The sequence below is a fragment of the Streptococcus penaeicida genome (genome assembly GCF_002887775.1).
Classification (GTDB): Bacteria; Bacillota; Bacilli; order Lactobacillales; family Streptococcaceae; genus Streptococcus; species Streptococcus penaeicida.
Map to the genome: position 1 here is coordinate 213,861 of NZ_LOCM01000015.1, position 22,767 is coordinate 236,627.

Here is a 22,767-nt window from a genome sequence, read left to right on the forward strand (position 1 = left end):
AACTCCTTCAGTTAAATTCAGTTCTTAGTCGACTGAATTCAATAATCTTACAACTTCATCAACACTTTTAGCATCTGCTAATTTAACCACATTATCAACATCTGCACAGAAAATAGAGATTTTTTGAATTAACTGTAAGTGTTCATCACCAATACCAGCAATACCGAATAATACGGTAGCAATTTGAGGGGCTTCTTCTGTACCGAAATTAACTCCGTCTGGTACTTGAACTACAGCTAAGCCAGATTTTTTAACCTTTTCTTTAGCTGCGTCTGTTCCATGTGGAATGGCAATAAAGTTGCCCATATAAACAGAGAGTTCCTCGTTACGGTCTACCATGGCTTGAATGTAGTCTTCTTCAACATAGCCGTTATCATAAAGTAATTGACCACAGTAACGAATGGCAGCTTCGTAACTATGGAAATTCTGATTGAGTTTGATTAATTCTTGTTGGAATTCCATTTTTAATTCTCCAATTTCTTAATTTTGTCAGTAAAAATTTGATTTAGCAATTGATAGATAATATCATCATTACCTTTACGGTAAATTTCGGTATAAAGGTGATTTTCAATGATGGATTGACTTATGGCAGTCATTAAATCTCTTATCTCTTCACTTTCATTGAGTCGCGTCAGCATGACTAAAATTCGTTTCACAGTCTCGTCTTGACCATTCATTGACTTAGCTATAACTGGCTTGTCCAATTCAAAAATCAAGAATGTCGAAGAAGTCACATGACTCGATTGGGTATGAATTAAGGCAAGGTTTGTTTCTGGAATAGCCATGGGGCTCTCATGAAAACGGGCTGTCACTTTTTTAGTTAAATAGTCATTATCTTTAACGTTTTCCAAGGACGCCATGATCTGCTTAATAGTCAAATCAAAAGTCCTATCATTATAAATGTAAGTCAAACGAAAAGCTTCTAAAATAACCTGACTAGCATCAAAGTAATCTTTTAGATTTATGGAATGACCGTTTAGCAGGTCCTGACGTGGTTTAAAGTCACGGCTAACTTGAATGTGATTAAAGAAAGTTTCTAACTCCAATAATTCATTTGGACTAGGGAAACTTGACACTAAACGAATCCGTTGATCTACGAGTAATTTTGTTGATAAGACAGCATCAAAATTGTCAAAATCACTAGATTCTAAATTATTTGTCCCTTTCGTATCAATACTTTCAATAAATGGTGCGATGTTTTTTAGTCTTGTAATGAGTAACTCAGTCGCCAAAGGTCGTTCATCCGTTAGTAATAAAAGGCGGATAGGATAGATTTGAGGACTCCTTCTTAAGCTGGAAGCAAAGTGAAGAGTAATTAATTCTAATTCATTTTCTGTTCTTAAATACTGTGGGAAAATTTCCATCACTAAGAGTTTGATAACCCTATGCAGGTAATCACTATGGTTCAAGGCCTGATGAGCCAAATCAGCAATATTGGTATCTGCAAAAATAGTAGGAACAGCTAAATTTAGACGTATATGATTGAAAAGAAACTTAAAGAGTTTTTGATCTTTGGTAAAATTAATTTTGGTATATAGTGCTACTTTATCAATCAAATTGGTCACATTGTAGAAAAACTCTGAATCAAAATTTTCTTGAAACAGCGGTGTTTCTTGACGCTTTAAAACTAACTGATCTAAAATTTGAGCATAATAGACGATTTCTTGAAGAGGATAAAAAGTGTGTAATTCTTTTGATAAATCGCCGAATACCTTCTTTGAGAAATCTAAAGCAAGTTTTGAGACTTGATGCTTATCCTGATTAACCTTATCCCAATTACTTAAAGCTAGAAGAGTGACAAAAAACTGACTTAGTTTTGAATCCATTTCCGGCAATTCCGCTTGATATTGTTGAAAAATTCGTCTTGCGATTTTAACTTTTTCTGTTGAAATCAAGTCAAAATGACCAAATCGTAAGTGATAGTAATCTGACAAACTAATACTGTTACAAAGTAAAATAGCCAATAGACGCCTCTTTGACATTGGAATAGGGCCCAATTGGTAGCCCCTTTGACGCTGTAAAACAATGTTAAAGTCGGCTAACCTTTTTTCAATTTGTGCAATATCTTGAATAACAGTGACATTTGAAACAGATAATAAATCTTGTAAATAATCGTTTGTAATTTCTTCATCATTTATCAATAATTGATAAGTAATTAAATTTAAACGCTCATTACGACTAAAACTTTCCTGACTGCTAAAAGATTGTAATTGCGCCAAATCTCCCGTTAGAAAATACTTTTGATCGTCTTTAATAATACCAATATCAATGGTATTTAGACTCTTAGATAGATCATTTAAGACTCGATAGACTGTACGTCGTGATACTTTAAGAATATCACCCATATTATCAATTGAAAGCCTTCCGTATGTTAGGAAAGCTTTCATTAATTGTTCTTCTCTTTTAGTTAGTAGCATATATTAATTATACACCAATCTCTATTATTTATGCATTCTTTCAACCATTTTATCATATTCAGGACTTGTAACTAAACTATCAACAACAAGGACTTGAGCATTTGGTGCATATTGTTGCGCTTTTGCTTGATTGTTAATTGTTGTGACAAGTAAAATATTTTTAGAATTGAAAGCAGCAAGATTTGTATTTTCCGCTTTTGATACTGGAATGCCAATATTTCTGACTTTAAAGATTTCTTGTAAGGTTGCTTGCCCCATTGTTGCTGAACCTTTTGCTTGATCATAAGCGAAAACGACTTCATCAATGTAATTGAGATCAATTGCTTCTTCCTTAGCTGAATCTTGTGCTAAAGCAGCAGCAAGTTCAGCACTAGGCTTTTTTGCAAGTTTGGCTACGATTTCATCATATTTAGGTGTTGCTAAGAAATTATCAACTGAAACATGAGCTGCACGTGGGGTCTTTTGCGCTGCACGAGGTGCAAGTTCTTGTTGTGTAACAATTAATGTATTTGTTACGTCAGTTAAGTTAGAGATAGCTTTATTTGTTACTGTGATATTAAGACCAGCTTTCTTCACTTTATCACGTAAGATTGAAGCTCCCATTGCTGAAGAACCCATACCTGCGTCGCAAGCAAAGATAATTTGTTGAATATCATCGCTAGCAAAATCTTCTGAAGAAGCTAGTGCTTGACCTTTTGATTCAGCTTTAGCTGCTTTGGTTGCTGCTTGTGCTTCTAACAAAGCACTTTCGTCATCCTCTGATTTATCAGCTTTAAGAATAACTGATGCAATTAAGAATGAAACAAGGGCTGCAGAGAAGACACCTGACAATACTGCTATGTAAGAACCACCTTTAGGAACCATACTCATGATAGCAAGAATTGAACCTGGTGATGCTGGTCCTCCAAGACCTGACCCTAATAATTGATTTGTAAATGTACCAGTTACACCACCACCGATAACTGCTAAGAATAAAGCTGGTTTCATCATCACGTATGGGAAGTAGATTTCATGAATACCACCAAAGAAGTGGATAATTAATGCACCCCATGATGACGATTTAGCTGCGCCTTTACCAAATACAAGGTAAGCTAATAAGATACCAAGACCTGGTCCAGGGTTTGCTTCAAGTAAGAAGAGAATTGATTTACCAGTATTTGCAACTTGTTCTGCTCCTAGAGGTGTAAAGATACCATGATTAAGGGCATTGTTTAAGAACAAAATTTTAGCTGGCTCGATAAGAATATTTGCTAATGGCAATAATTTCATATCGATAATCGCTTGAACACCGTGCCCTACTGCGGTTGTAAAGATAGCAACGAATGGTCCTACAATTTTGAAAGCTAATAAGAGGAGGGCAAAACCGATTAAACCTGCTGAGAAGTTGTTCACCAACATTTCAAAACCAGGGCGGATTTTTTCTTGGAAGGTTTCATCAAATTTCTTGATAACCCATCCACCTAAAGGTCCCATTGCCATAGCACCGATGAACATAGGTACAGTTGAACCTGCAATGGCACCGAAAGTTGCAATAGCACCAACGACGGCTCCACGTTGACCGTGAACAACATAACCGCCAGTATAACCAATTAATAATGGTAATAGATAAGTAATCATTGGGCCAACTGCAGCACCAAATTCTTTATTTGGCATCCAACCAGTTGGGATAAAGAGTGCAGTTAAAACACCCCATGCAATAAATGCACCAATATTGGGCATTACCATATTAGATAGTGAGGTACCTAATTTTTGGATTTTTACTTTAAGTGAAGATTTTTGTTCCATCAGAACGCCTCCTAATTTATTTACATTTTAATCTTATCATGTAAGGGTTATCAGGAAAACTCAAACTTTGGCACAAGTCTTGTGACAAAAACGAAAATATGACAAAAAGCTAGGACATCAGTCCTAGCTAGATTATATATTATTCAACTGTTACAGCTTTTGCTAAGTTACGAGGTTTATCAACATCAAGTCCACGCTGTAATGATGCATAGTAAGCAATTAATTGCGTTGGAATAACCATACCAATAGTTGCTAAGTAAGGGTGTACTTTGTTAACAATGATATCATCACCTTCACGTTCAAGGCCTTCTTCAACAACTGTTAAAACACTTGCTCCACGAGCAGCTACTTCTTGGATGTTCCCGCGAGTGTGTGCCGCAACTAGTTCACTTGATGAAATTAAACCAATAACTGGTGTTTTATCTTCAATCAATGAAATTGTTCCATGTTTTAGTTCACCTGCAGCGAAGCCTTCACATTGGATATATGAAATTTCTTTTAATTTAAGAGATGCTTCCATAGCTACGTAGTAATCATTACCACGACCGATGTAGAATGCATTACGTGTTGTTGCTAATAGGTTTTCAACTTTTGAAGCAATCAAGTCTTTTTCAGACAATGTTGCTTCAATCGATTGAGCAACTAATGACAATTCGTGAACAAGATCAAATTCAAGAGCTTCTTGTTTACCATTTGCTTCTCCTACAGCTTTTGATAAGAAAGCAAGAGCAGCTACTTGTGCTGTATAAGCTTTAGTTGATGCTACTGCAATCTCAGGTCCAGCGTGTAAAAGCATTGTATAAGTGGCTTCACGTGATAGGGTTGAACCAGGTACGTTGGTAACTGTTAGGCTTGGAATACCCATTTGGTTTGCTTTAACTAATACTTGACGACTATCAGCAGTTTCACCTGATTGACTTAAAAGAATGAACATTGGTTTTTTGCTTAATAATGGCATATTGTAACCCCATTCTGAAGCAACACCTAGTTCTACAGGCGTATCTGTTAATTGTTCAATCATTGATTTTGATGCAAACCCAGCATTATAAGACGTACCAGCAGCAAGAATATAAATACGATCTGCTTCTTGAACTGATTTAACAATTGCAGGATCAATAGCCATTTTACCATCTTCAGTTGCATATGTCGAAATCAATTTACGCATAACAGTTGGTTGCTCATCGATTTCTTTTAACATGTAGAAAGGGTAAGTTCCTTTACCAATATCAGATAAATCAAGTTCAGCAGTATAAGAGTCACGTTCAACTTCATTTCCTTCATAATCAAGAACTTTAACAGCATCTTTGGTCAAGATAACCAGTTCTTTATCATGAATTTCCATAAATTCACTAGTTTCTCTAATCATAGCCATGGCATCAGAACATACCATGTTATAGCCTTCACCTAAACCAATTAATAAAGGTGATTTATTTTTAGCCACATAAATTGTATCTGCATCTTCAGTATCAATCAAAGCGAAAGCATATGAGCCTTCAATGATAGAAAGAGCTTTTTTAAAAGCTTCGAGAACTGAAAGATTATCTTCTTCAACAAATTTTCCAATTAAATGAACAGCAATTTCAGTATCTGTTTGACCTTTGAAAGTATGTCCAGCTAAGTACTCTTCTTTCATTTGAAGATAGTTTTCAATAACCCCATTATGTACAAGAACAAAACGTTCAGTTGCTGATCTATGAGGGTGTGCATTTTCAACTGTTGCTTGACCATGAGTTGCCCAACGGGTATGACCAATACCAGTGCTACCAGCAACATCAATTCCGATTTTAGCACGTAAGTCTGCAATACGACCAACTGACTTCACCAAACTAGATTTAACACCATTAGCAACAAAAATACCAGCTGAGTCATAACCACGATATTCAAGTTTTTCTAATCCTTGCATTAAAATATCTGTAGCATTACGATTTCCTACAACTCCTACGATTCCACACATAAATAAATACCTAAGTAAGTGAACTTACTTCTTTCTTTTTCAAATAAAATTGGTATAGTCTGATTATTCCAACCAAAACTCTATGTTCCCAGTATAAACTAATGACTTTTTCTTGTCAAACATTATATTGGTATAGTCTGATTTAAATCAAAAAAATGAAGCTAAGATATATATCCTAGCTTCACGCTTTGTTACGACAACTAATGACAATCAGTCTGTCATAAGCTAACTAACTTTAATCTCCTTTAAGAGCAACTTCTTAACAAATAGTTTTCTTATTCAACTTCAATAAAACCAAAGTCATCTAAAGGAAGTACTCTAAAGGTAACGACACCTTTTATTTGTTTGCGGTCAATCAATCCAAATTCTCGTGAATCAGCTCGATTTCGACGGTTATCATTTAGAAGTAAAAATTTACCATCAGGAATAACGGTGTTATTTTCTCTTGAAATCGTTGAGATATTAAAATCATCTGTGAATAGACTGCCCATTGGTGATGTTGATAAATAATCGTTCTTAAGTTTTTCAATATACTGTTGATCCTCAATACCATTATTTAAATAAAAAATATCATCCATATAAGTTGCAGACTGACCACCTGTAGCAATGACGCGGCTGACAAACTCCTTATCATCAACCTCGTAGACCACAAAATCTTTATATTGCGGTTTTATATTACGTTTGATCGTAACTAAGTCACCAGCTTTCAAGTATGAATTAGCTGAGTCTTTGTTAATTTCAATCGTAGAGAAAACAAATATTCTTAAAAGTATTGCAATTACAATAACAATTAAGGCAATGATAATATTGCGTATAAAATCTCTTTTGACCATATATACTCCTTACCTTGTTAACATTATAACATTTTCTAAGAAATAACAAAAGGTTAGAACTTTAAAGAATCTGAATTCTCTGAATAAAAAAAAGTCACAAGCAAGCTTGTGACTCAAATCATATTACTATTTAACAGTACGAATACGCATTGTGTTAGTACCACCAGAACCAACTGGCACACCAGCAACGATAATGATATTATCGCCTGATTTAACCATACCTGATTCAAGAGCTAATTTTTCTGCAATTTCGAACATATCATCTGTTGAAGATGGTTTCGCAGCTACAATTGGAGTAACTCCCCAGTTAATCATTAAAGCTCTTTGAACTTTTTCATCAAATGTAACAGCTAAAATGTCTGCATCTGGACGGAATTTAGAAATAGCACGCGCTGTACTACCAGTTTCAGTGATTGTGACAATTAATTTAATGTCCATTGAATGTGTCGCATCAGTTACTGCAGATGCAACAACATCAGTTTTGTTATCACGTGAAAGTTTTGATGAATCTAAACGGCCATATTCATTAAGAAGTGTTTGCGCATTTTTATCAATTGTTGCCATTGTGCGAACTGATTCAACAGGGTATTTACCGTTAGCTGATTCACCAGAAAGCATTGTAGCATCTGTACCATCAATAACAGCATTGAAGACATCAGAAACTTCAGAACGAGTTGCACGAGGTTTTTCAGTCATTGTTTCAAGCATGTTAGTTGCAGTAATAACAGCTTTACCTGCAGCATTAACTTTAGTGATGATCATTTTTTGGAAAACTGGAACCATTTCAAATGGTACTTCAATACCCATGTCACCACGCGCAATCATGATACCATCTGCTGCTGCAATGATTTCATCAAGGTTATCGATACCTTGTTGGTTTTCAATTTTTGCAAACAATTGAACATGTTCATTACCAGTTTCACGACAGATGTCACGAACTTCTTCAACATCTTTTGCAGTACGTACAAATGAAATAGCGATAAAGTTCAAGCCTTGTTCTAAACCAAAACGAATATCAGCATTGTCACGTTCAGCTAAAGCTGGGAAAGGAATTTTAGTGTTAGGAATGTTAACACCTTTTTGTTTAGCAATGATACCGTCGTTTTCAACTGTTACAACGAATTGGCGAGTAGCAATATCTTTCTCGATAACTTTAAGACCAAGTTTACCATCATCAATAAGAATAGTATGACCAACTTCAACTTCATCATAGATATCTAAGTTACCAGCAACGCTCAAAGCAATAACATCGCGTGTTGATTGGATACCTTGTTCAGTAGCAACACGGATTTCTTCACCAGTTACATAACTGTATTCTTTTGCATCATCAGCAAATAATTCAGTACGCATCTCTGGACCTTTAGTATCTAAAAGGAAACCAACTCGTTTACGAGCCATTTCTTCAGCACGACGAACAGTTGCCATACGAGCACCTTGTTCCTCATGGTCACCATGTGAGAAATTGAAACGGAAAACGTTAGCACCAGCTTCAATTAATTCAGCAATTTTTTTTGCTGATGCTTCAACATCAAGTTGACCAGCCCAGTAACCATCTTCTCCATATTTTTTGCCACCACGGATTTCAACCGCAGGACCAAGTGTTGCAACAATTTTTACGCGTTTACTCATATTTATATGAAACTCCTTATTTTTCTGTCGATTATCGACGTTTAACAATAGAAACGATAGCTCTCAGATAAGATTATCTTGAAAGTGAACGATTTAGTTTAGCAAAGTCAAGACGTGCTTTGTGAGGGTTATTAACAATAATTTTGCCATCCTCTGAAAGGCTAAACAATGCATTTTCTTCGGCAGTACCTAAAATTGGACTTTCAACAATATCTTCATTATGGATACCTACTGCAAGACCGCCACGACCTTCTTTAAGAAGTTCAACAGCATGTGCCCCTAGACGTGATGCTAAGACACGGTCACGCGCAGTTGGTGAACCACCACGAAGAATATGACCTAGATTTGTTACACGAAGGTCACTGGTATCACCAGCTTCTTTAAGTTTTTCAGCAAATTCCACACCGCTCATCACACCTTCTGCAAGGACGATTATATGGTGACTCTTACCTTGTTTCTTAAAGTCATCTTCGATTGTTTTAGCAACAACATTGATATCGAAACCTTCTTCTGGCACGATGATCTGATCAGCACCACTTGAAATACCTGCCCAAAGAGCAATATCACCAGCATTTCGACCCATTACTTCAACAACAAAAGTACGACCATGACTTGATGAAGTATCACGAAGTTTATCGATAGCATCTACGGCTGTATTGACAGCTGTGTCAAAACCAATTGTAAAATCAGTTCCAGCGATATCATTATCAATTGTACCTGGAATGCCGACAGCTGGGAAACCATGTTCAGTTAAGCGCATAGCGCCATGATATGAACCGTCACCACCAATAACGACAACTCCTTCAATTCCATTTTTCTTAAGTTGTTCAATACCAGCAAGTTGACCTTCTAATTTAGCAAATTCAGGATAGCGAGCTGAGTATAGAAAAGTTCCTCCACGAGAAATTTTATCGCCAACATCTCTTGAAGAGATAGGGAAGATGTCGCCAGCTACTAATCCAGCATAACCATGGTTAACCCCATAGACTTCCATTCCTTCTGAGATTGCTTTACGAACAACTGCACGAATAGCAGCGTTCATACCAGGGGCGTCACCACCACTAGATAAAACAGCAATACGTTTCATTTTTTGGTACTCCTTTAATTAATTTAACGTCTTAATTATAGCATATTCCATAGCAAAATTCTTCACAAATGGGTTAAATTTATCGAAAAACCGTTTTCATTACCCTTGTTTTTAAGGCATTCTCCAGTTCTTGACTACCATCCACAAAAATCTGACTAATTTGAAGCGTTTCCTTTGAATTTTGATAATGAATCATCACCGGATAGTCCCCTGGATAAGCTGCTAAAATCTCCGCAATCTCCTTGTCATTGCCGTGATCTGCGACTAAAATCCAATACTGCTTACTACTTGCTTTCCATAGTTTTTGGGCAATCACTTGTAAACGATTGTCGCGCTCATTAACCTTACCACTAATAAAAATTAACTGACCTTCTGCTAAGAGAACTTGGAACTGCAAGAATGCTTCAGGGAAAACAGTCACCTCGATTTTGGATTTGGTGTCAGTCACCGTCAAGAAAGCCATTTGTTGACCATTGGACTTGGTTCTTATGATTCGAACTTTTTCAATTTGGACCAAAAGCGTCGCATTGGTTTCTTTAACTAATTTAGAAATTGGCGTGAAAGGCTCCCTAGTTCGCTCAGCAATTTCCAAAAGAGGATGAGGACTCAAGCCAATCCCAATATAAGACTCCTCTAGTTGATACTTCTCTGTATTAGAATAGTCATCACTATCCACCCAATTGAAGGAAGAATCAGCAAACAAGGAACCTAGCTCCGCAACAAAGAGCAAAAGACCGTCAATATTTTGCATAACTTTTTTACGGTTCTTCTCAAAAGTATCAAAAAGACCAATAGCCACCAAAGGCTCAATCAATTCTTTCTTCTGATACTTCAAAGGAAGAGCCATCAAAAATGATTCAATACTATTAAAAGGACGATTTTCAATAATCCAATAGGCCATCTCTCGTGGAACTGCCTTTAGATTCCTAAGCCCCATGAAAATACTTTGCTTATCAATCTTGTCCATATAAGGAATGGAATTGATGGAGAGAGGAACCACTTTGAAATCAGAATCCAAAGCATCACTAATGTAATCACTGTTTGAATAATTCATGATGACATCAAAGAAAATCGATGGGTAATGAACTTTAAAATAGGCAAGTTGAAAAGCCAGAGCCGAGTAGGCAAAAGCGTGACTGCGGTTAAAGCCATAACCAGCAAATTTCTCCATCCGATTAAAGAGCAACTTAGCGGTCTCTTCCGAACGGCCCAAAGCACGCGCCCCCGCCATGAAATCAGCTTCCATTTTTCGCATTTCCGATAGGTTCTTTTTGGACATAGCACGCCTTAACAGGTCGGCCTTGCCTAGACTGAAGCCTGCGAAGACTTGAGCAATCTGCATAACCTGTTCCTGATAGAGCATGATGCCATAAGTTGATTCAAGAATAGGAGCAATTACCGGATCGATTAAATCCACTTTTTCTTGCCCATTCCGCCGCTTGATAAAATTACTAGTGTAGTCGCTAGCCCCTGGCCTGTTCAAGCTAGTTGTAGCGACAATTTCTTCAAAACGAACAGGTTTGATGCGTTTCAAAAGACTGATAGCACCGCTTTGTTCAAACTGAAAAATCCCCTTAGTATCACCACGAGCAAAAAGCTCCAAGGTTTCTTTGTCTTCAAGATTAATGTCCTCAATGACAATGTCCTGACCAAAATCTTTAGCCACCTTCTCCTTCATCTTTTGCACAAAGGTTAAGTTACGCAAACCAAGGAAGTCCATCTTCAATAAACCATTGGCTTCAACTGCTGGCGCATCGTATTGCGTGACCATCATCTCCACCCCTTCTTTCAAAGGAATATGGTCAGTCAACAGGTTATCACTCATGACGATACCAGCCGCATGAATAGAGGTCTGACGTGGATTACCTTCGATACGTTTAGCAATCTCAAAAGCCTTTTGATATTCTATCCGACTATTAATGGTTTGACGGAAAGAAATATTCTTTTCGTAAACACTAGTTAGCGTGTCCTTAAAGGCAATCTTCTTACTAAGATTACTAATATCATACTCAGGAACACCAAAACGTTTGAAGACGTCACGAATGGCCTGCTTAGCCCCAAAGGTTGAAAAAGTCACAATTTGAGCCGAGTGATCACTGCCATAGCGGTTACGAACATAATGTAAAAATTCTGTCCTGTATATATCAGGAAGGTCAATATCAATATCGGGCATACTGTAACGTTCTTTATTCAAAAAACGCTCAAAAAGAAGATTATTCTTGACGGGGTCAATGCCCGTAATGTTTAAAGCATAGGCAACCAGACTACCAGCCGCAGAACCACGCCCCATACCCATGTAGTAACCCTTACTTCGACCAAAACGTAACAAGTCCCAAACAATCAAGAAATAGTCGTCAAAGCCCATCTCCGAAATGACTTGTAACTCATGCGCTAACCGTTCTTGATAAGCATTGGACCATAAGCCCTTCTCTTGCAAGCCTTCACGTGTTCTCTCTGCTAACTCTTCCTTGGCTGGCATATCCCGATTAAAACGAGGTAATTTGAAATCCTGATTAAACTGATAAGAAATCGTCCCAATAATGGATTGCACATGACCCAGAATCCCAGGAAAACGACTCTCAAATAATTGGTCCATTTCTCGTCTGTCTTTGAGGAATTGCCCAGCTTCTACCAAAGCTGACTCCGTCAAAGCACAATTATCCCGAATAGCATGCAGAACCTGCAGGGTTTCCCGTTCAGAATCATCGAAATACCGCACCGTTTGAAGTGGGAACAAGCTCTTCACCGCAAGCTGCTGCTGCAATTCAGTCTCTGGAAAAACACCAATCAAGTAGTCAAAATCCAATTCAAGTTCAAGTAACTGTGGAAAATAAGGAATAATAATCAATACCCCTTCAAGATAATCTTGAAAATGACCTTGATTGAACTCCCCAGACATCTTAAGCGTCGATAATTTTAAGAGGTTTTGATAACCTTGATTATCCTTGGCTATCGCATAAAGGGCAATAGCCTGGTCCTGAATGAGATAATCGAGTTCAAGACCAAGAATGGGCTGTAGCCCTGCCTTTTGTGTTTTAATAATAAAGTGATAGGCAGCATATAAGGAGTCTTTATCCATGATGCCGATGCTTTGATAGCCGAGTTCTTTTGCTTTTAAAATATAGCTATCCAAGTCAATTAAGCTATCCATAAACGAATAAACTGTTTTTGTATCTAACTGTGCAAACATGGCTTCTCCTTTAATTGATTTCTTCTATTATACTATAAATTTACTACCAGAGCTCGCTTTTATAACCTACTAGGAATTTGCAAATCTTTGAATTGTTGACAATCCAGTCTTTTTACTGTATTATTTATATAGTACAATTGATTGTTAATAGCAATCTCAGAGAGGAGAAGGTATGTCTTGGAATTTTGATGAAAAATCACCAATCTACATCCAGATTGCCCAGCACATTAAGATGCAAATCGTCAGTCAAGAAATTAAAATTGGCGATCAATTACCGACAGTCCGAGAATATGCGGAGCAAGCTGGTGTCAATCCAAATACCATGCAGCGCGCTTTTTCAGAGTTGGAAAGAGAGGGAATCGTCTATTCTCAACGCACCGCTGGTCGCTTTGTTACTGAAGATCAGAGTCTCATTGACCAAAAACGTCGTGAATTATCACGTAGTGAGCTTGAATCCTTCGTGACCAATATGGTAAAAATGGGTTTTACTGTCAACCAAATCTTACCAGAACTTGAACTATATCTAAAGGGGGATTCATAGGATGCCACAACTATTGCAACTGCATCATGTTAGTAAATCTTATAAAGGCAAAAAAGTCATTGACGATTTAACCTTCAGCATGCCTTCTGGAAAAATCATTGGTTTATTAGGACCTAACGGATCTGGTAAAACAACACTTATTAAATTAATTAATGGTCTTATTCAACCCGATAAAGGGGAAATTGTCATCGATGGCTATCGCCCATCCATTGAAACTAAGAAAATCATTTCTTACCTTCCTGATACATCATATCTTAGAGAAGAAATGAAAGTTTCTGATATTATTCAGTATTTTGATGATTTCTACGATGATTTTGACATTGCTAAAGCATACAGTCTTCTCAGAGATTTGAATTTAAGCTTGGATGAACACCTCAAAAACCTCTCAAAAGGGAATAAGGAAAAAGTTCAATTAATCCTTGTTATGAGTCGTAAAGCCAAATTATATATTTTGGATGAACCTATCGGAGGTGTTGATCCTGCTGCCCGGGATTACATCCTTAAAACCATTATCAATAATTACTGCGAAGAGGCATCCGTACTCATTTCAACCCATCTGATTTCAGATATTGAACCAATCCTTGACGAAGTACTCTTCTTAAAAGATGGTAACATTAGCATGTCTGGTTCTGTGGATGATCTCCGTCAAGAACACGCCATGTCAATTGACACACTCTTCAGAAGCAACTATAAAGTTTAGGAGGCAGCAATGTTCGGAAAATTATTAAAATATGAATTCAAATCCATTGGTAAATGGTACTTTGCCTTAAATGCAGGCATCATTGCCATTGCAGCCATCTTATCTTTTGTCATTAAAAGATTTGCCACACAGGAAACAGAGTTCAATCTTTTTACCAGTCTCATTCCCATGGCCTTAGTGCTCATCTTTGGAGCCCTAATTGCGGGTTCACTACTAGCAACATTACTTATCATCATTAATCGCTTTAACAAAAACATATATGGTCGCGAAGGCTATTTAACCATGACTCTTCCAGTTTCAGAACATTCACTATTACTGTCCAAACTGGTGTCATCCTTAATCTTTTCATTCTTTAATATGTTGATCTTAGCTATTGCTTTTGCTATCTTAATCTTGCCACAATTTAATCACGCAGATATTGTTCAAGGCTTTCAAGATATTGCAAAAGAGATTCCAAGTAATCTTAACTTTACAGCCTACTTGATTGTCTCATTTATCCTTTCAAGCATTTCCTATGTTTTGGTTATTTACTTTTCCATTTCAGTCGGTCAACTTTTCAGCAACCACCGTGGAATCATGGCATTTCTTACTTACTTTGCCATTCAAATTATCCTAACCATTATTATCTTCTTCGTTAATAATAACCTTTTAGGATTAGGGGTCGATGATAATTTCGCTATGACAAGCAACAAGTATTTCTTGATCACCTCAATTGAGGGCTTAATCCAAGTCATCTTCTACTACTTTGGAACCCACTTCATTATGAAGTACAAACTCAATTTACAATAAGAAAAAAGTGTTGGAATCAATTTCCAGCACTTTTGAATTATTTCAGAAAATATTTGATAATATCCTCACCAAAGATGAAAAGGTAACTATAGGCGACAATTGATATGGGCTTGGCAATTACCATAATGGTCATAAAACGTTTAACCGACATATTGGTCAAGGCTGTAATCATAACCATAATATCCGCTGGTGAGATGGGCGAGACCATGCAGATGATAAAGATTTTTTCATACCCTGGTGTATCCAATTTTCGTTCATACTTGTAGAATGTCTTTTCATCCATAAAGAGCAGAATAAACCGTTTCCCGTAAACACGGACCAGCATAAAGAGGATATAGCTCCCTATTAATATGCCGACATAGTTGAGCAAGAATCCTTTAATGGGACCAAAGATCAGAAAGCCAAAAACAGTCGTGATGCCCCCAGGAATAACTGGAAAGACAATTTGAAAAATTTGGATGATGACGAAGATGAAAGGACCCCAAAATTTGTATTGGTTAATAACATCCTTCAAGACATTTTTATCGTTAAATATGCCCATTTTATACAACCAAAAAGCTAAAACAAAGGAACCTATCAAAGCAACAATTCCTAATATTTTAAATAATTGTTGAAAAAAGACATAGGCTTTTGCATTATTCATTTTCATGATTTTATCATACCACAAAACCAAAAGATTTTGCTATCCAAAGTGTTTTTTGTTATAATAATTTTTGTAAGTTTTTTACCCTTTTATTCACGGGGTTGTTACGGATTCGACAGGCATTATGAGACATGTTCTGCGACCCATCGGCAGATGTAAAATGCCAGTTAAATATAACTGCAAAAAATACAAACACTTACGCTTTAGCTGCCTAAAAACCAGTTAGCGTGACTTCTACAAGATTGCTTGTGTCCTGCTAGAAGTCTCAAAACAGCAAGCTACGTTTAAGGTATTGTCTAGTACCTTAAAAAGAGATTTTTAGACTCGCACTCTAATGGCTTGAGTTATGTGTCCTTAGTTTGTTAAATCAATACATAACCTATGGTTGTAGACGAATATGTTGGCAGGTGTTTGGACGTGGGTTCGACTCCCACCAGCTCCATAAAAACTTACCGTAAGTTATCACAACTTACCAAAACCTTGTTAAATCAAGGTTTTTTCTTTTGGTCTTGTACATGCATCACCATCAGTTTAGCAAAAAGGGAGACCCAATTTACTCCATCTTTTAGAGTATCAGGTAGCATTGAAAATGATAAAGAAGATGTAAAACAAGACTTTTTAAACTTTCACAACTTAATACCACATCCAAAATATGATATAATAGAAGCAATCTATATGGAGAATTAATAAGACATGAAAAAAACAAATAAATTAATCATAACTGCACTTCTCCCCTTGCTCTGCATTGGCATGGTGGCTTGTTCTAAAGACAAGGAAACTTCTTCCAAAGGTTCAGATAACAAGGATTCTTTGGCCATTAAAGAAGCGCCTACTGCACCTCACCAGGATAAACGGATTGCTTTTGAAAAGGTTCACATTGCCACTGCGGAAACCCAATTCAAAGGGGGATCTACTATCGAGGAACTTAAAGCCCTCTATGGTGAACCAACAAAACATGAAAAACAACCTGCTGGTAATGTAACCTTAGATAACTATACTTGGACTTTTGATAATGTTACAGTCCAGGCCAACATGTATGAGAATTCTACTATTGTCAAATCGATTGCAAACTTTGCCTTTGCCCGTAAACCAAAAGTTTCCTTACAGGATTATAACAAATTGAAAAAAGGCATGACTTATAATCAGGTGACTAAAATCCTTACAGAACCAGATGACTATACGCATGCTAGTTCAAGTGATAAGGTCCAAACTCAAGCCGTTTGGGTCAGTGGCTTAAAAACAACTGTTCGAGGGACAAACATCTCACTCTTATTCGAAAACGATAAGTTAGTGAAAATGGAACAAAAAGGCTTGATCAATTGATCATTTTAAATCATAATGAAAGAGTGGGGCATGCTAGCCTCACTTTTTTTAAATCAAATTTAGGACAATAAAATAAAAAAGCCTATTTTAATAGGCTTTTCATAGTGGTTAGAATCCACCTTGAGAGAATCGAACTCCCATCTCAAGAACCGGAATCTTACGTGATATCCATTACACTAAAGGTGGTAACACCATAATAGTATACCATATATTAGCATAAATGAGAAGATGGATAAAGGATATTTTATACAAAAAAAGCTAAGAAAATCTTAGCTTTTACTTGTATTATAATTCAATATCACCGAACAAGTCAGCCATTGAGAAACCAGTTTGAGTTTCTGGTAATTCATAGTCACGTTTTTGTTCACGTTTTGGACGACGTGGACGTGATTGACGTTCGCTGTTGTTATTGTTTTCGCCTTCAGCTTGTGCTGGACGTTCTTCAAGAGCTTTGATTGAAAGTGATACACGCTCATCAGCAGCATTAACTTCAAGAACTTTAACAGTAACTTCTTGACCTACAGAAAGTACATCTTTTGGATTTTCAACACGTTTGTGTGAGATTTGTGAAATGTGAACAAGTCCATCAATTCCAGGTAATACTTCAACAAAAGCACCAAAGTCAGTAAGACGTTTAACCTTACCTTCTACAACATCGCCTTGAGCAAGTTTTTGTTCAACGCCATCCCATGGTCCAGGGGTTGTAGCTTTAAGTGAAAGTGATACACGACCAGCTTCTTCGTCGATTGAAAGTACTTTAACTTCCACTTCTTCACCAACAGATACAACTGATTTAGGTGAAACGTTACGTTCGTGAGATAACTCAGTTACGTGAACAAGTCCGTCAACACCACCAAGGTCGATGAAAGCACCGAAGCTTGTTAAACGAGCAACTGTACCAGTTACAACTGAACCTTCAGAAAGTTTAGAGAAAACTTCTTCACGAGCTGCAGCTGAAGCTTCTTCAATCACTTCACGACGAGATAAGATGAAACGGTTTTCAGCAGCATCAACTTCTTTAATTTTTGCGTCAAATTCTTGACCAACAAATTTTTCAGTGTTGCGTACGAAACGAGTATCGATCATTGAAGCAGGGATAAATCCACGTAATCCTTCAAATTCAACTGAAAGGCCACCTTTAACAGCGCGAGTTCCTTTAACAGTAACAACTTCACCTTCACGTCCAACAAGTTTGTCCCATGCTTTGCGAGCTTCTAAACGTTTTTTAGATACTAGGAAAGTAACTGTATCAGTATCTTTACCTACTACTTGACGAAGAACAAGCACTTCAACTGTGTCGCCAGCTTTAACAAAATCGTTGATGTCAGCATCGCGATCATTTGTAAGTTCGCGAAGTGTTAACACACCTTCGACACCAGTTCCATCGATAACAACGTTTGCTTGACCGTTATCAACTGTTAAAACTTCCGCAGTGACTACATCACCAGGGTTTACTTCGCTAACACTGTTTAGCAAATCTTCAAATTCATTCATTCTAAAAAATCCTCCAACAAAAACTAGTCCCCTAGTTTTTGATAACAATATATTTTCTCAAGGTAACCCGCAACGACAACATGATTTATCTTTGACGGTCTCAGATAATTCTGATACCTCTGACTGGGGTAGCTGGATTCGAACCAACGCATGAGGGAGTCAAAGTCCCTTGCCTTACCGCTTGGCTATACCCCAAAAAATGGAAAGAGAGGGATTCGAACCCCCGAACCCGAAGGAGCGGATTTACAGTCCGCCGCGTTTAGCCTCTTCGCTATCTTTCCATAACAACAAAAACTATTCTATCATAGTTTCAGTGCTCACGCAAGTGTTTTTGCCCTTTTTTAGTGATTCAAATTGTAGTTTTCAATGATGTTTTCAACTGCTTGTTCCAATGTTTTAAAGAAACTTTCAGCGCTTCCATTTTTGATCACCACGAACTTGTCGTCAAGCTCAGCAATTTCACCAACTGTACGTTTACCAATTTGTAATTGGTAGCCATCAACCATAGCATTTTCTAGTGAAACCTTTTGATCAATGATTTGAATCTCAATTTTTTTGTCTTTTTTACTCATTTCACACCTCACTTTTTCCATTTTACACGAAAAGAAAAAAGCTTGCAAGGGCAAGCTTTCAAATTAATCAACTTTGACAATCCAACCTTCTGGTGCTTCAATATCACCAAATTGAATCCCAACCAACTCATCATAAAGACGACGGGTTACAGGACCTACTTCTGTTTCACTGTAAAAGACATGGAGATTGTCGCGGTATTGAATACCCCCAATAGGCGAGATAACTGCAGCAGTTCCACAAGCTCCAGCCTCTGTAAATCTGTCTAATGCAGTAACCGGGATATCGCCTTCAATCACGGTCATACCGAGTCTCTTTTCAGCAATCTCTAAAAGTGAATACTTAGTGATTGACGGAAGAATTGATGGACTAAGTGGAGTGATAAACTCGTTGTTAGCCGTTATTCCAAAGAAATTGCTGCGCCCACTTCTTCAATATTTGTATGAGTAGCTGGATCTAAGTAAATAACATCGGAGTAGCCACTTAACTTGGCTTTTTTACCAGGTAAAAGTGAACCAGCATAGTTCCCGCCAACTTTGGCAGCACCTGTTCCATGCGGAGCTGCTCGATCATAGTCTTCAGAAACAATAAAATTAGTTGGCTTCAAACCACCCTTGAAATAAGCCCCAACAGGCATAGCAAAGATTGTGAAAATATATTCGTCGGCAGGTTTAACCCCGATGATATCACCAACCCCAATTAACAAAGGACGAAGATATAGGGTTGCTCCAGTGCCATAAGGTGGAACGTATTCTTCATTAGCTTTAACCACTTGTTTAGCTGCATCAATAAACTGTTCTGTAGATACTTGTGGCATTAAAAGACGGTCAGCAGTATCCTGCAAACGAGCCGCATTACGGTCAGGTCGGAATAATTGGATAGAGCCATCTTTAGTGCGATATGCCTTCATACCTTCAAATGCTTGTTGACCATAATGTAAGGCAGGAGCTGCCTCAGATAAATGCAAAGTGGCATCTTCTGTTAATTGTCCCTGATCCCATTTGCCATCCTTGAAGTAAGAAATATAACGGAATGGTAATTTATGGTATTCAAATCCTAAGTTTTCCCAATCAATATTAACTGTCATATGAAGACCTCATTTCTACTTTTTATTATTGTACCCTATTTTGTTGAAAATGCAAGATTTTCTAATCTTTTTTAATTTTCAAAAAATAACTAAAAAACTAAAAAGGACTTAACCTTTCTAGTTTAAATAGGCATCAAAAACTTCTTGGTCTGATATTGAGTCAGAAATAAAGCTGCCATTGCTTGTGCGATCAGCTAATGAATAGTCCGTCAAGTCAATTTGGTATTCTTGACCAGTTTTCGTGACAACAACTAATTGCTCTGTGTCTTGATGATCTTCTTCTGTTTCCGCGAACAAGTCAATTGTTGCACTTGTTGCTGGTCCATGAACAGCGCCAGCAAAGAAGACACGATGAGGTTTGGCTTTTAATTCTCTCAGTACCAATAAGCCCCGATTAGCACGGCTTGTTTGGGGAATGTCACTACTTGCTACACGTTTCAGGCTGCCGCGTTGAGTAAGAACAAAGAAACTGTCCGTACTTGCAAGAAAAGCAGCAGCTATGACATCTCCATTTTTAAGGTTCATGGCTTTAACCCCAGCTGATTTCAAACCTTGAAGGGGCACTTCTTCACAAGAAAAACGTAAGGCATAACCCTGATGGGAGATTAGCATAATGTCCTCAAAGAAAATTGGATGGACGGTGACAATGCGGTCCTGATCATTCTTCAGCTTGGCATATTTCATGGATTTGGAACGATAGGTCCGCCATGGTGTCAACTCTGCTCGCTCAAAGCGCTTAATATGACCAAGTTGAGTTACTGAATAATAAGTCCCTTTAGTGAAATCGTCAACCAACTCAGCATAAAGAACGGTCTCGTCGTTAGTAAAGTTGGTAATGGTTTGAGATAGGTGTTCTCCGACTTCTTTCCATCGGATATCTTGCAATTCATGGATCGGACGGTAAATGACGTTACCTAAATTGGTGAAAATCAGCAAGTGTTGGGTAGTCTTTGCATTAGCAAGGAAAATCAGACGGTCATCATCGCGTTTCCCAACTTCTTCAAGAGTTGAAGCATTGAAAGAACGGGGACTAGTCCGTTTGATATAGCCACCTCTAGTAACAGAGACAAAGGTTTCTTCTTCCACAATAAGGCTAGCAGTATCAATTTCGATAGTTTGCGTTTCTTTTTGCAATTCGGAAAGACGTGGATTACCGAATTTCTTCTTAACATCTCGCAACTCACGCTTCATCACATTATACATGGTCGCTTCGTCACCAATAATCGCTGCCAAAGTCGTAATCAGATTTTGCAACTCATCTTCTTCATTTTGCAGTGTCACAATATCGGTATTGGTCAAACGATAGAGTTGCAAAGTTACAATTGCTTCTGCTTGTTCTTCGGTAAAAGCATAGCTAATTTTCAAGTTTTCCTTAGCATCCGCTTTGTTTTCAGATGCCCGAATCAAGGCAATAACCTCATCAAGAATTGACAAGACACGGATCAAGCCTTCAACAATATGCAGGCGCTTCTCAGCTTTTGCTTTGTCAAATTTTGACCGTTCGATAATAATTGACTTACGGTGAGCAATGTAAGAACTTAAAATCTTCTGAATACCAACTTGGTGAGGGGTAAAGTTGTCAATAGCAACCATATTGAAGTTGTAGTTGACTTGTAAATCGGTATATTTAAGCAAGTAGTTAAGAACAGTTTGTGTATCAGCATCTTTTTTAAGCTCAATGGCAATTCGCAAACCAGTTCTATCTGATTCATCCCGAACTTCAACTATACCAGGAACTTTATTATTGACCCGAACATCGTCAATCTTTTTAACCAAAACAGATTTGTTAATTTCATAAGGAATTTCAGTGACAATAATTTGTTGCTTGCCACCCTTTAATTCTTCTATTTCTGTTTTAGAACGGACAACGACACGACCTTTACCCGTTTCGTATGCTTTACGAATCTCGTCTTGCCCTTGAATAATCCCACCAGTTGGGAAATCTGGACCAGGTAAGAATTCCATTAATTTATCCAATTTAGCATTAGGATGGTCAATCATATAAACAGTGGCATCAATAACCTCTGCTAAGTTATGAGGCGGAATATCAGTTGCGTAACCAGCAGAAATACCCGTTGCCCCATTGACCAAAAGGTTTGGATAGGCAGCTGGTAAAACGGTTGGTTCTTTTTCGGTATCGTCAAAGTTCCAAGCAAAAGGAACCGTATTTTTTTCAATATCTTGTAAAAGATAGCCTGAAATTTCAGAAAGACGAGCTTCCGTATAACGCATTGCTGCAGGAGGGTCACCATCCATCGAACCATTATTACCATGCATTTCAACAAGAATTTCACGGTTTTTCCAGTCCTGACTCAAACGAACCATGGCATCATAAATAGAGGAATCTCCATGCGGATGGAAATTACCCATAATGTTACCGACAGATTTAGCCGATTTCCGGAAACCTTTATCAAAGGTATTACCGTCTTTATTCATGGAATAAAGAATACGGCGTTGAACAGGTTTCAAACCATCCCGAATATCGGGAAGAGCCCGCTCCTGAATAATGTATTTGGAGTATCGCCCAAAGCGTTCCCCCATAATGTCCTCAAGGGACATATTTTGAATATTACTCATACTTAAGATACCAAGCCCGTAAAATGCAAAGTCAAAATAGGAAATCACTAGAAAATCCTGATTTTCTAAGGGATTTATCTTTTTGACACAGCATTTAGGGCGGGTTCAGTTCCTTTCTATTTCTTTAAAAGGTCTTATTTTTTATTGA

The 22,767-nt window shown here is 37.5% G+C and carries 16 protein-coding genes, 3 tRNA genes, 1 other RNA gene and 1 pseudogene; 5 read left to right on the top strand and 16 right to left on the bottom strand.

Going from position 1 to position 22,767, the window contains the following annotated elements; all coding sequences use genetic code 11:
• Positions 1 to 24: 24 nt before the first annotated feature.
• The 8 genes from AT575_RS03990 to AT575_RS04025 all read right to left on the bottom strand — a co-directional run bounded on the left by AT575_RS03990 (position 25) and on the right by AT575_RS04025 (position 12,895).
• Entirely contained in the window at positions 25 to 462 is a 438-nt protein-coding gene (locus AT575_RS03990; RefSeq protein ID WP_102777261.1) for a PTS mannitol transporter subunit IIA, read from the bottom strand.
• 2 nt (positions 463 to 464) lie between these two features.
• On the bottom strand, positions 465 to 2,417 hold the full coding sequence (locus AT575_RS03995) for a BglG family transcription antiterminator (RefSeq protein WP_102777262.1): 1,953 nt from the start codon (positions 2,415 to 2,417) through the stop codon (positions 465 to 467).
• A 24-nt stretch (positions 2,418 to 2,441) separates the two neighbouring features.
• A complete protein-coding gene (locus tag AT575_RS04000) occupies positions 2,442 to 4,202 on the bottom strand; it encodes a PTS mannitol transporter subunit IIBC (protein WP_102777263.1) in 1,761 nt (586 codons plus the stop codon).
• A 139-nt stretch (positions 4,203 to 4,341) separates the two neighbouring features.
• The gene (gene glmS, locus AT575_RS04005; protein ID WP_102777264.1) at positions 4,342 to 6,156 is read right to left on the bottom strand and encodes a glutamine--fructose-6-phosphate transaminase (isomerizing); all 1,815 of its coding nucleotides are present in this window, start codon (positions 6,154 to 6,156) and stop codon (positions 4,342 to 4,344) included.
• Positions 6,157 to 6,431: 275 nt separating this feature from the next.
• Positions 6,432 to 6,989, bottom strand: coding sequence for a signal peptidase I (gene lepB, locus AT575_RS04010; RefSeq protein WP_102777265.1), 558 nt, complete (start codon positions 6,987 to 6,989; stop codon positions 6,432 to 6,434).
• A 126-nt stretch (positions 6,990 to 7,115) separates the two neighbouring features.
• A complete protein-coding gene (gene pyk / locus AT575_RS04015) occupies positions 7,116 to 8,618 on the bottom strand; it encodes a pyruvate kinase (protein WP_102777266.1) in 1,503 nt (500 codons plus the stop codon).
• Between the two features lie 73 nt (positions 8,619 to 8,691).
• Positions 8,692 to 9,705, bottom strand: coding sequence for a 6-phosphofructokinase (pfkA, locus tag AT575_RS04020; RefSeq protein WP_102777267.1), 1,014 nt, complete (start codon positions 9,703 to 9,705; stop codon positions 8,692 to 8,694).
• Between the two features lie 79 nt (positions 9,706 to 9,784).
• Positions 9,785 to 12,895: a DNA polymerase III subunit alpha gene (locus AT575_RS04025; protein ID WP_102777268.1), complete on the bottom strand. Its 3,111-nt coding sequence runs from the start codon at positions 12,893 to 12,895 to the stop codon at positions 9,785 to 9,787.
• Between the two features lie 172 nt (positions 12,896 to 13,067).
• Between AT575_RS04025 and AT575_RS04030 the strand changes: the two genes are divergently transcribed.
• The 3 genes from AT575_RS04030 to AT575_RS04040 are packed head-to-tail and all read left to right on the top strand — an operon-like array spanning position 13,068 to position 14,925.
• On the top strand, positions 13,068 to 13,436 hold the full coding sequence (locus AT575_RS04030; protein WP_102777269.1) for a GntR family transcriptional regulator: 369 nt from the start codon (positions 13,068 to 13,070) through the stop codon (positions 13,434 to 13,436).
• 1 nt (position 13,437) lies between these two features.
• Positions 13,438 to 14,136: an ABC transporter ATP-binding protein gene (locus AT575_RS04035; RefSeq protein ID WP_102777270.1), complete on the top strand. Its 699-nt coding sequence runs from the start codon at positions 13,438 to 13,440 to the stop codon at positions 14,134 to 14,136.
• A 9-nt stretch (positions 14,137 to 14,145) separates the two neighbouring features.
• Positions 14,146 to 14,925, top strand: coding sequence for an ABC transporter permease (locus AT575_RS04040; RefSeq protein ID WP_102777271.1), 780 nt, complete (start codon positions 14,146 to 14,148; stop codon positions 14,923 to 14,925).
• Positions 14,926 to 14,962: 37 nt separating this feature from the next.
• Here AT575_RS04040 and AT575_RS04045 read toward each other — a convergent pair whose 3' ends face one another.
• Positions 14,963 to 15,574 (bottom strand): TVP38/TMEM64 family protein, encoded by a 612-nt coding sequence (locus AT575_RS04045; RefSeq protein WP_102777272.1) that lies wholly within the window; start codon positions 15,572 to 15,574, stop codon positions 14,963 to 14,965.
• 91 nt (positions 15,575 to 15,665) lie between these two features.
• Here AT575_RS04045 and ssrA point away from each other — a divergent pair.
• Positions 15,666 to 16,013, top strand: a transfer-messenger RNA (tmRNA) gene (gene ssrA, locus AT575_RS04050).
• A 248-nt stretch (positions 16,014 to 16,261) separates the two neighbouring features.
• The gene (locus tag AT575_RS04055) at positions 16,262 to 16,891 is read left to right on the top strand and encodes a DUF3862 domain-containing protein (RefSeq protein ID WP_102777273.1); all 630 of its coding nucleotides are present in this window, start codon (positions 16,262 to 16,264) and stop codon (positions 16,889 to 16,891) included.
• Between the two features lie 114 nt (positions 16,892 to 17,005).
• On the opposite strand, the gene AT575_RS04060 is transcribed toward AT575_RS04055, so the two are convergent.
• The 7 genes and pseudogenes from AT575_RS04060 to parC form a co-directional block, all read right to left on the bottom strand.
• Positions 17,006 to 17,077: transfer RNA gene (locus tag AT575_RS04060), tRNA-Arg, on the bottom strand.
• Positions 17,078 to 17,176: 99 nt separating this feature from the next.
• Positions 17,177 to 18,385, bottom strand: a complete 1,209-nt coding sequence (gene rpsA, locus AT575_RS04065) for a 30S ribosomal protein S1 (protein WP_102777274.1) — start codon at positions 18,383 to 18,385, stop codon at positions 17,177 to 17,179.
• Positions 18,386 to 18,508: 123 nt separating this feature from the next.
• Positions 18,509 to 18,580 (bottom strand) — tRNA-Gln (locus AT575_RS04070).
• Positions 18,581 to 18,585: 5 nt separating this feature from the next.
• A tRNA-Tyr gene (locus AT575_RS04075) sits at positions 18,586 to 18,666 on the bottom strand.
• 60 nt (positions 18,667 to 18,726) lie between these two features.
• Entirely contained in the window at positions 18,727 to 18,957 is a 231-nt protein-coding gene (locus tag AT575_RS04080) for a DUF2969 domain-containing protein (RefSeq protein ID WP_102777275.1), read from the bottom strand.
• Between the two features lie 63 nt (positions 18,958 to 19,020).
• A pseudogene (locus AT575_RS04085) lies at positions 19,021 to 20,042 on the bottom strand (branched-chain amino acid aminotransferase).
• A 117-nt stretch (positions 20,043 to 20,159) separates the two neighbouring features.
• Positions 20,160 to 22,619, bottom strand: a complete 2,460-nt coding sequence (gene parC / locus AT575_RS04090; RefSeq protein WP_102777335.1) for a DNA topoisomerase IV subunit A — start codon at positions 22,617 to 22,619, stop codon at positions 20,160 to 20,162.
• Positions 22,620 to 22,767 lie beyond the last annotated feature (148 nt).

Coding starts and splice junctions, on each gene's coding strand:
- pyk (WP_102777266.1), bottom strand. CDS start 8,618: ATGAGTAAACGCGTAAAAATTGTTGCAACACTTGGTCCTGCGGTTGAA.
- AT575_RS04030 (WP_102777269.1), top strand. CDS start 13,068: ATGTCTTGGAATTTTGATGAAAAATCACCAATCTACATCCAGATTGCC.
- AT575_RS04025 (WP_102777268.1), bottom strand. CDS start 12,895: ATGTTTGCACAGTTAGATACAAAAACAGTTTATTCGTTTATGGATAGC.
- parC (WP_102777335.1), bottom strand. CDS start 22,619: ATGAGTAATATTCAAAATATGTCCCTTGAGGACATTATGGGGGAACGC.
- glmS (WP_102777264.1), bottom strand. CDS start 6,156: ATGTGTGGAATCGTAGGAGTTGTAGGAAATCGTAATGCTACAGATATT.
- AT575_RS04055 (WP_102777273.1), top strand. CDS start 16,262: ATGAAAAAAACAAATAAATTAATCATAACTGCACTTCTCCCCTTGCTC.
- AT575_RS04000 (WP_102777263.1), bottom strand. CDS start 4,202: ATGGAACAAAAATCTTCACTTAAAGTAAAAATCCAAAAATTAGGTACC.
- AT575_RS04045 (WP_102777272.1), bottom strand. CDS start 15,574: ATGAAAATGAATAATGCAAAAGCCTATGTCTTTTTTCAACAATTATTT.
- lepB (WP_102777265.1), bottom strand. CDS start 6,989: ATGGTCAAAAGAGATTTTATACGCAATATTATCATTGCCTTAATTGTT.
- AT575_RS04040 (WP_102777271.1), top strand. CDS start 14,146: ATGTTCGGAAAATTATTAAAATATGAATTCAAATCCATTGGTAAATGG.
- rpsA (WP_102777274.1), bottom strand. CDS start 18,385: ATGAATGAATTTGAAGATTTGCTAAACAGTGTTAGCGAAGTAAACCCT.
- AT575_RS04080 (WP_102777275.1), bottom strand. CDS start 18,957: ATGAGTAAAAAAGACAAAAAAATTGAGATTCAAATCATTGATCAAAAG.
- AT575_RS03990 (WP_102777261.1), bottom strand. CDS start 462: ATGGAATTCCAACAAGAATTAATCAAACTCAATCAGAATTTCCATAGT.
- AT575_RS03995 (WP_102777262.1), bottom strand. CDS start 2,417: ATGCTACTAACTAAAAGAGAAGAACAATTAATGAAAGCTTTCCTAACA.
- AT575_RS04035 (WP_102777270.1), top strand. CDS start 13,438: ATGCCACAACTATTGCAACTGCATCATGTTAGTAAATCTTATAAAGGC.
- pfkA (WP_102777267.1), bottom strand. CDS start 9,705: ATGAAACGTATTGCTGTTTTATCTAGTGGTGGTGACGCCCCTGGTATG.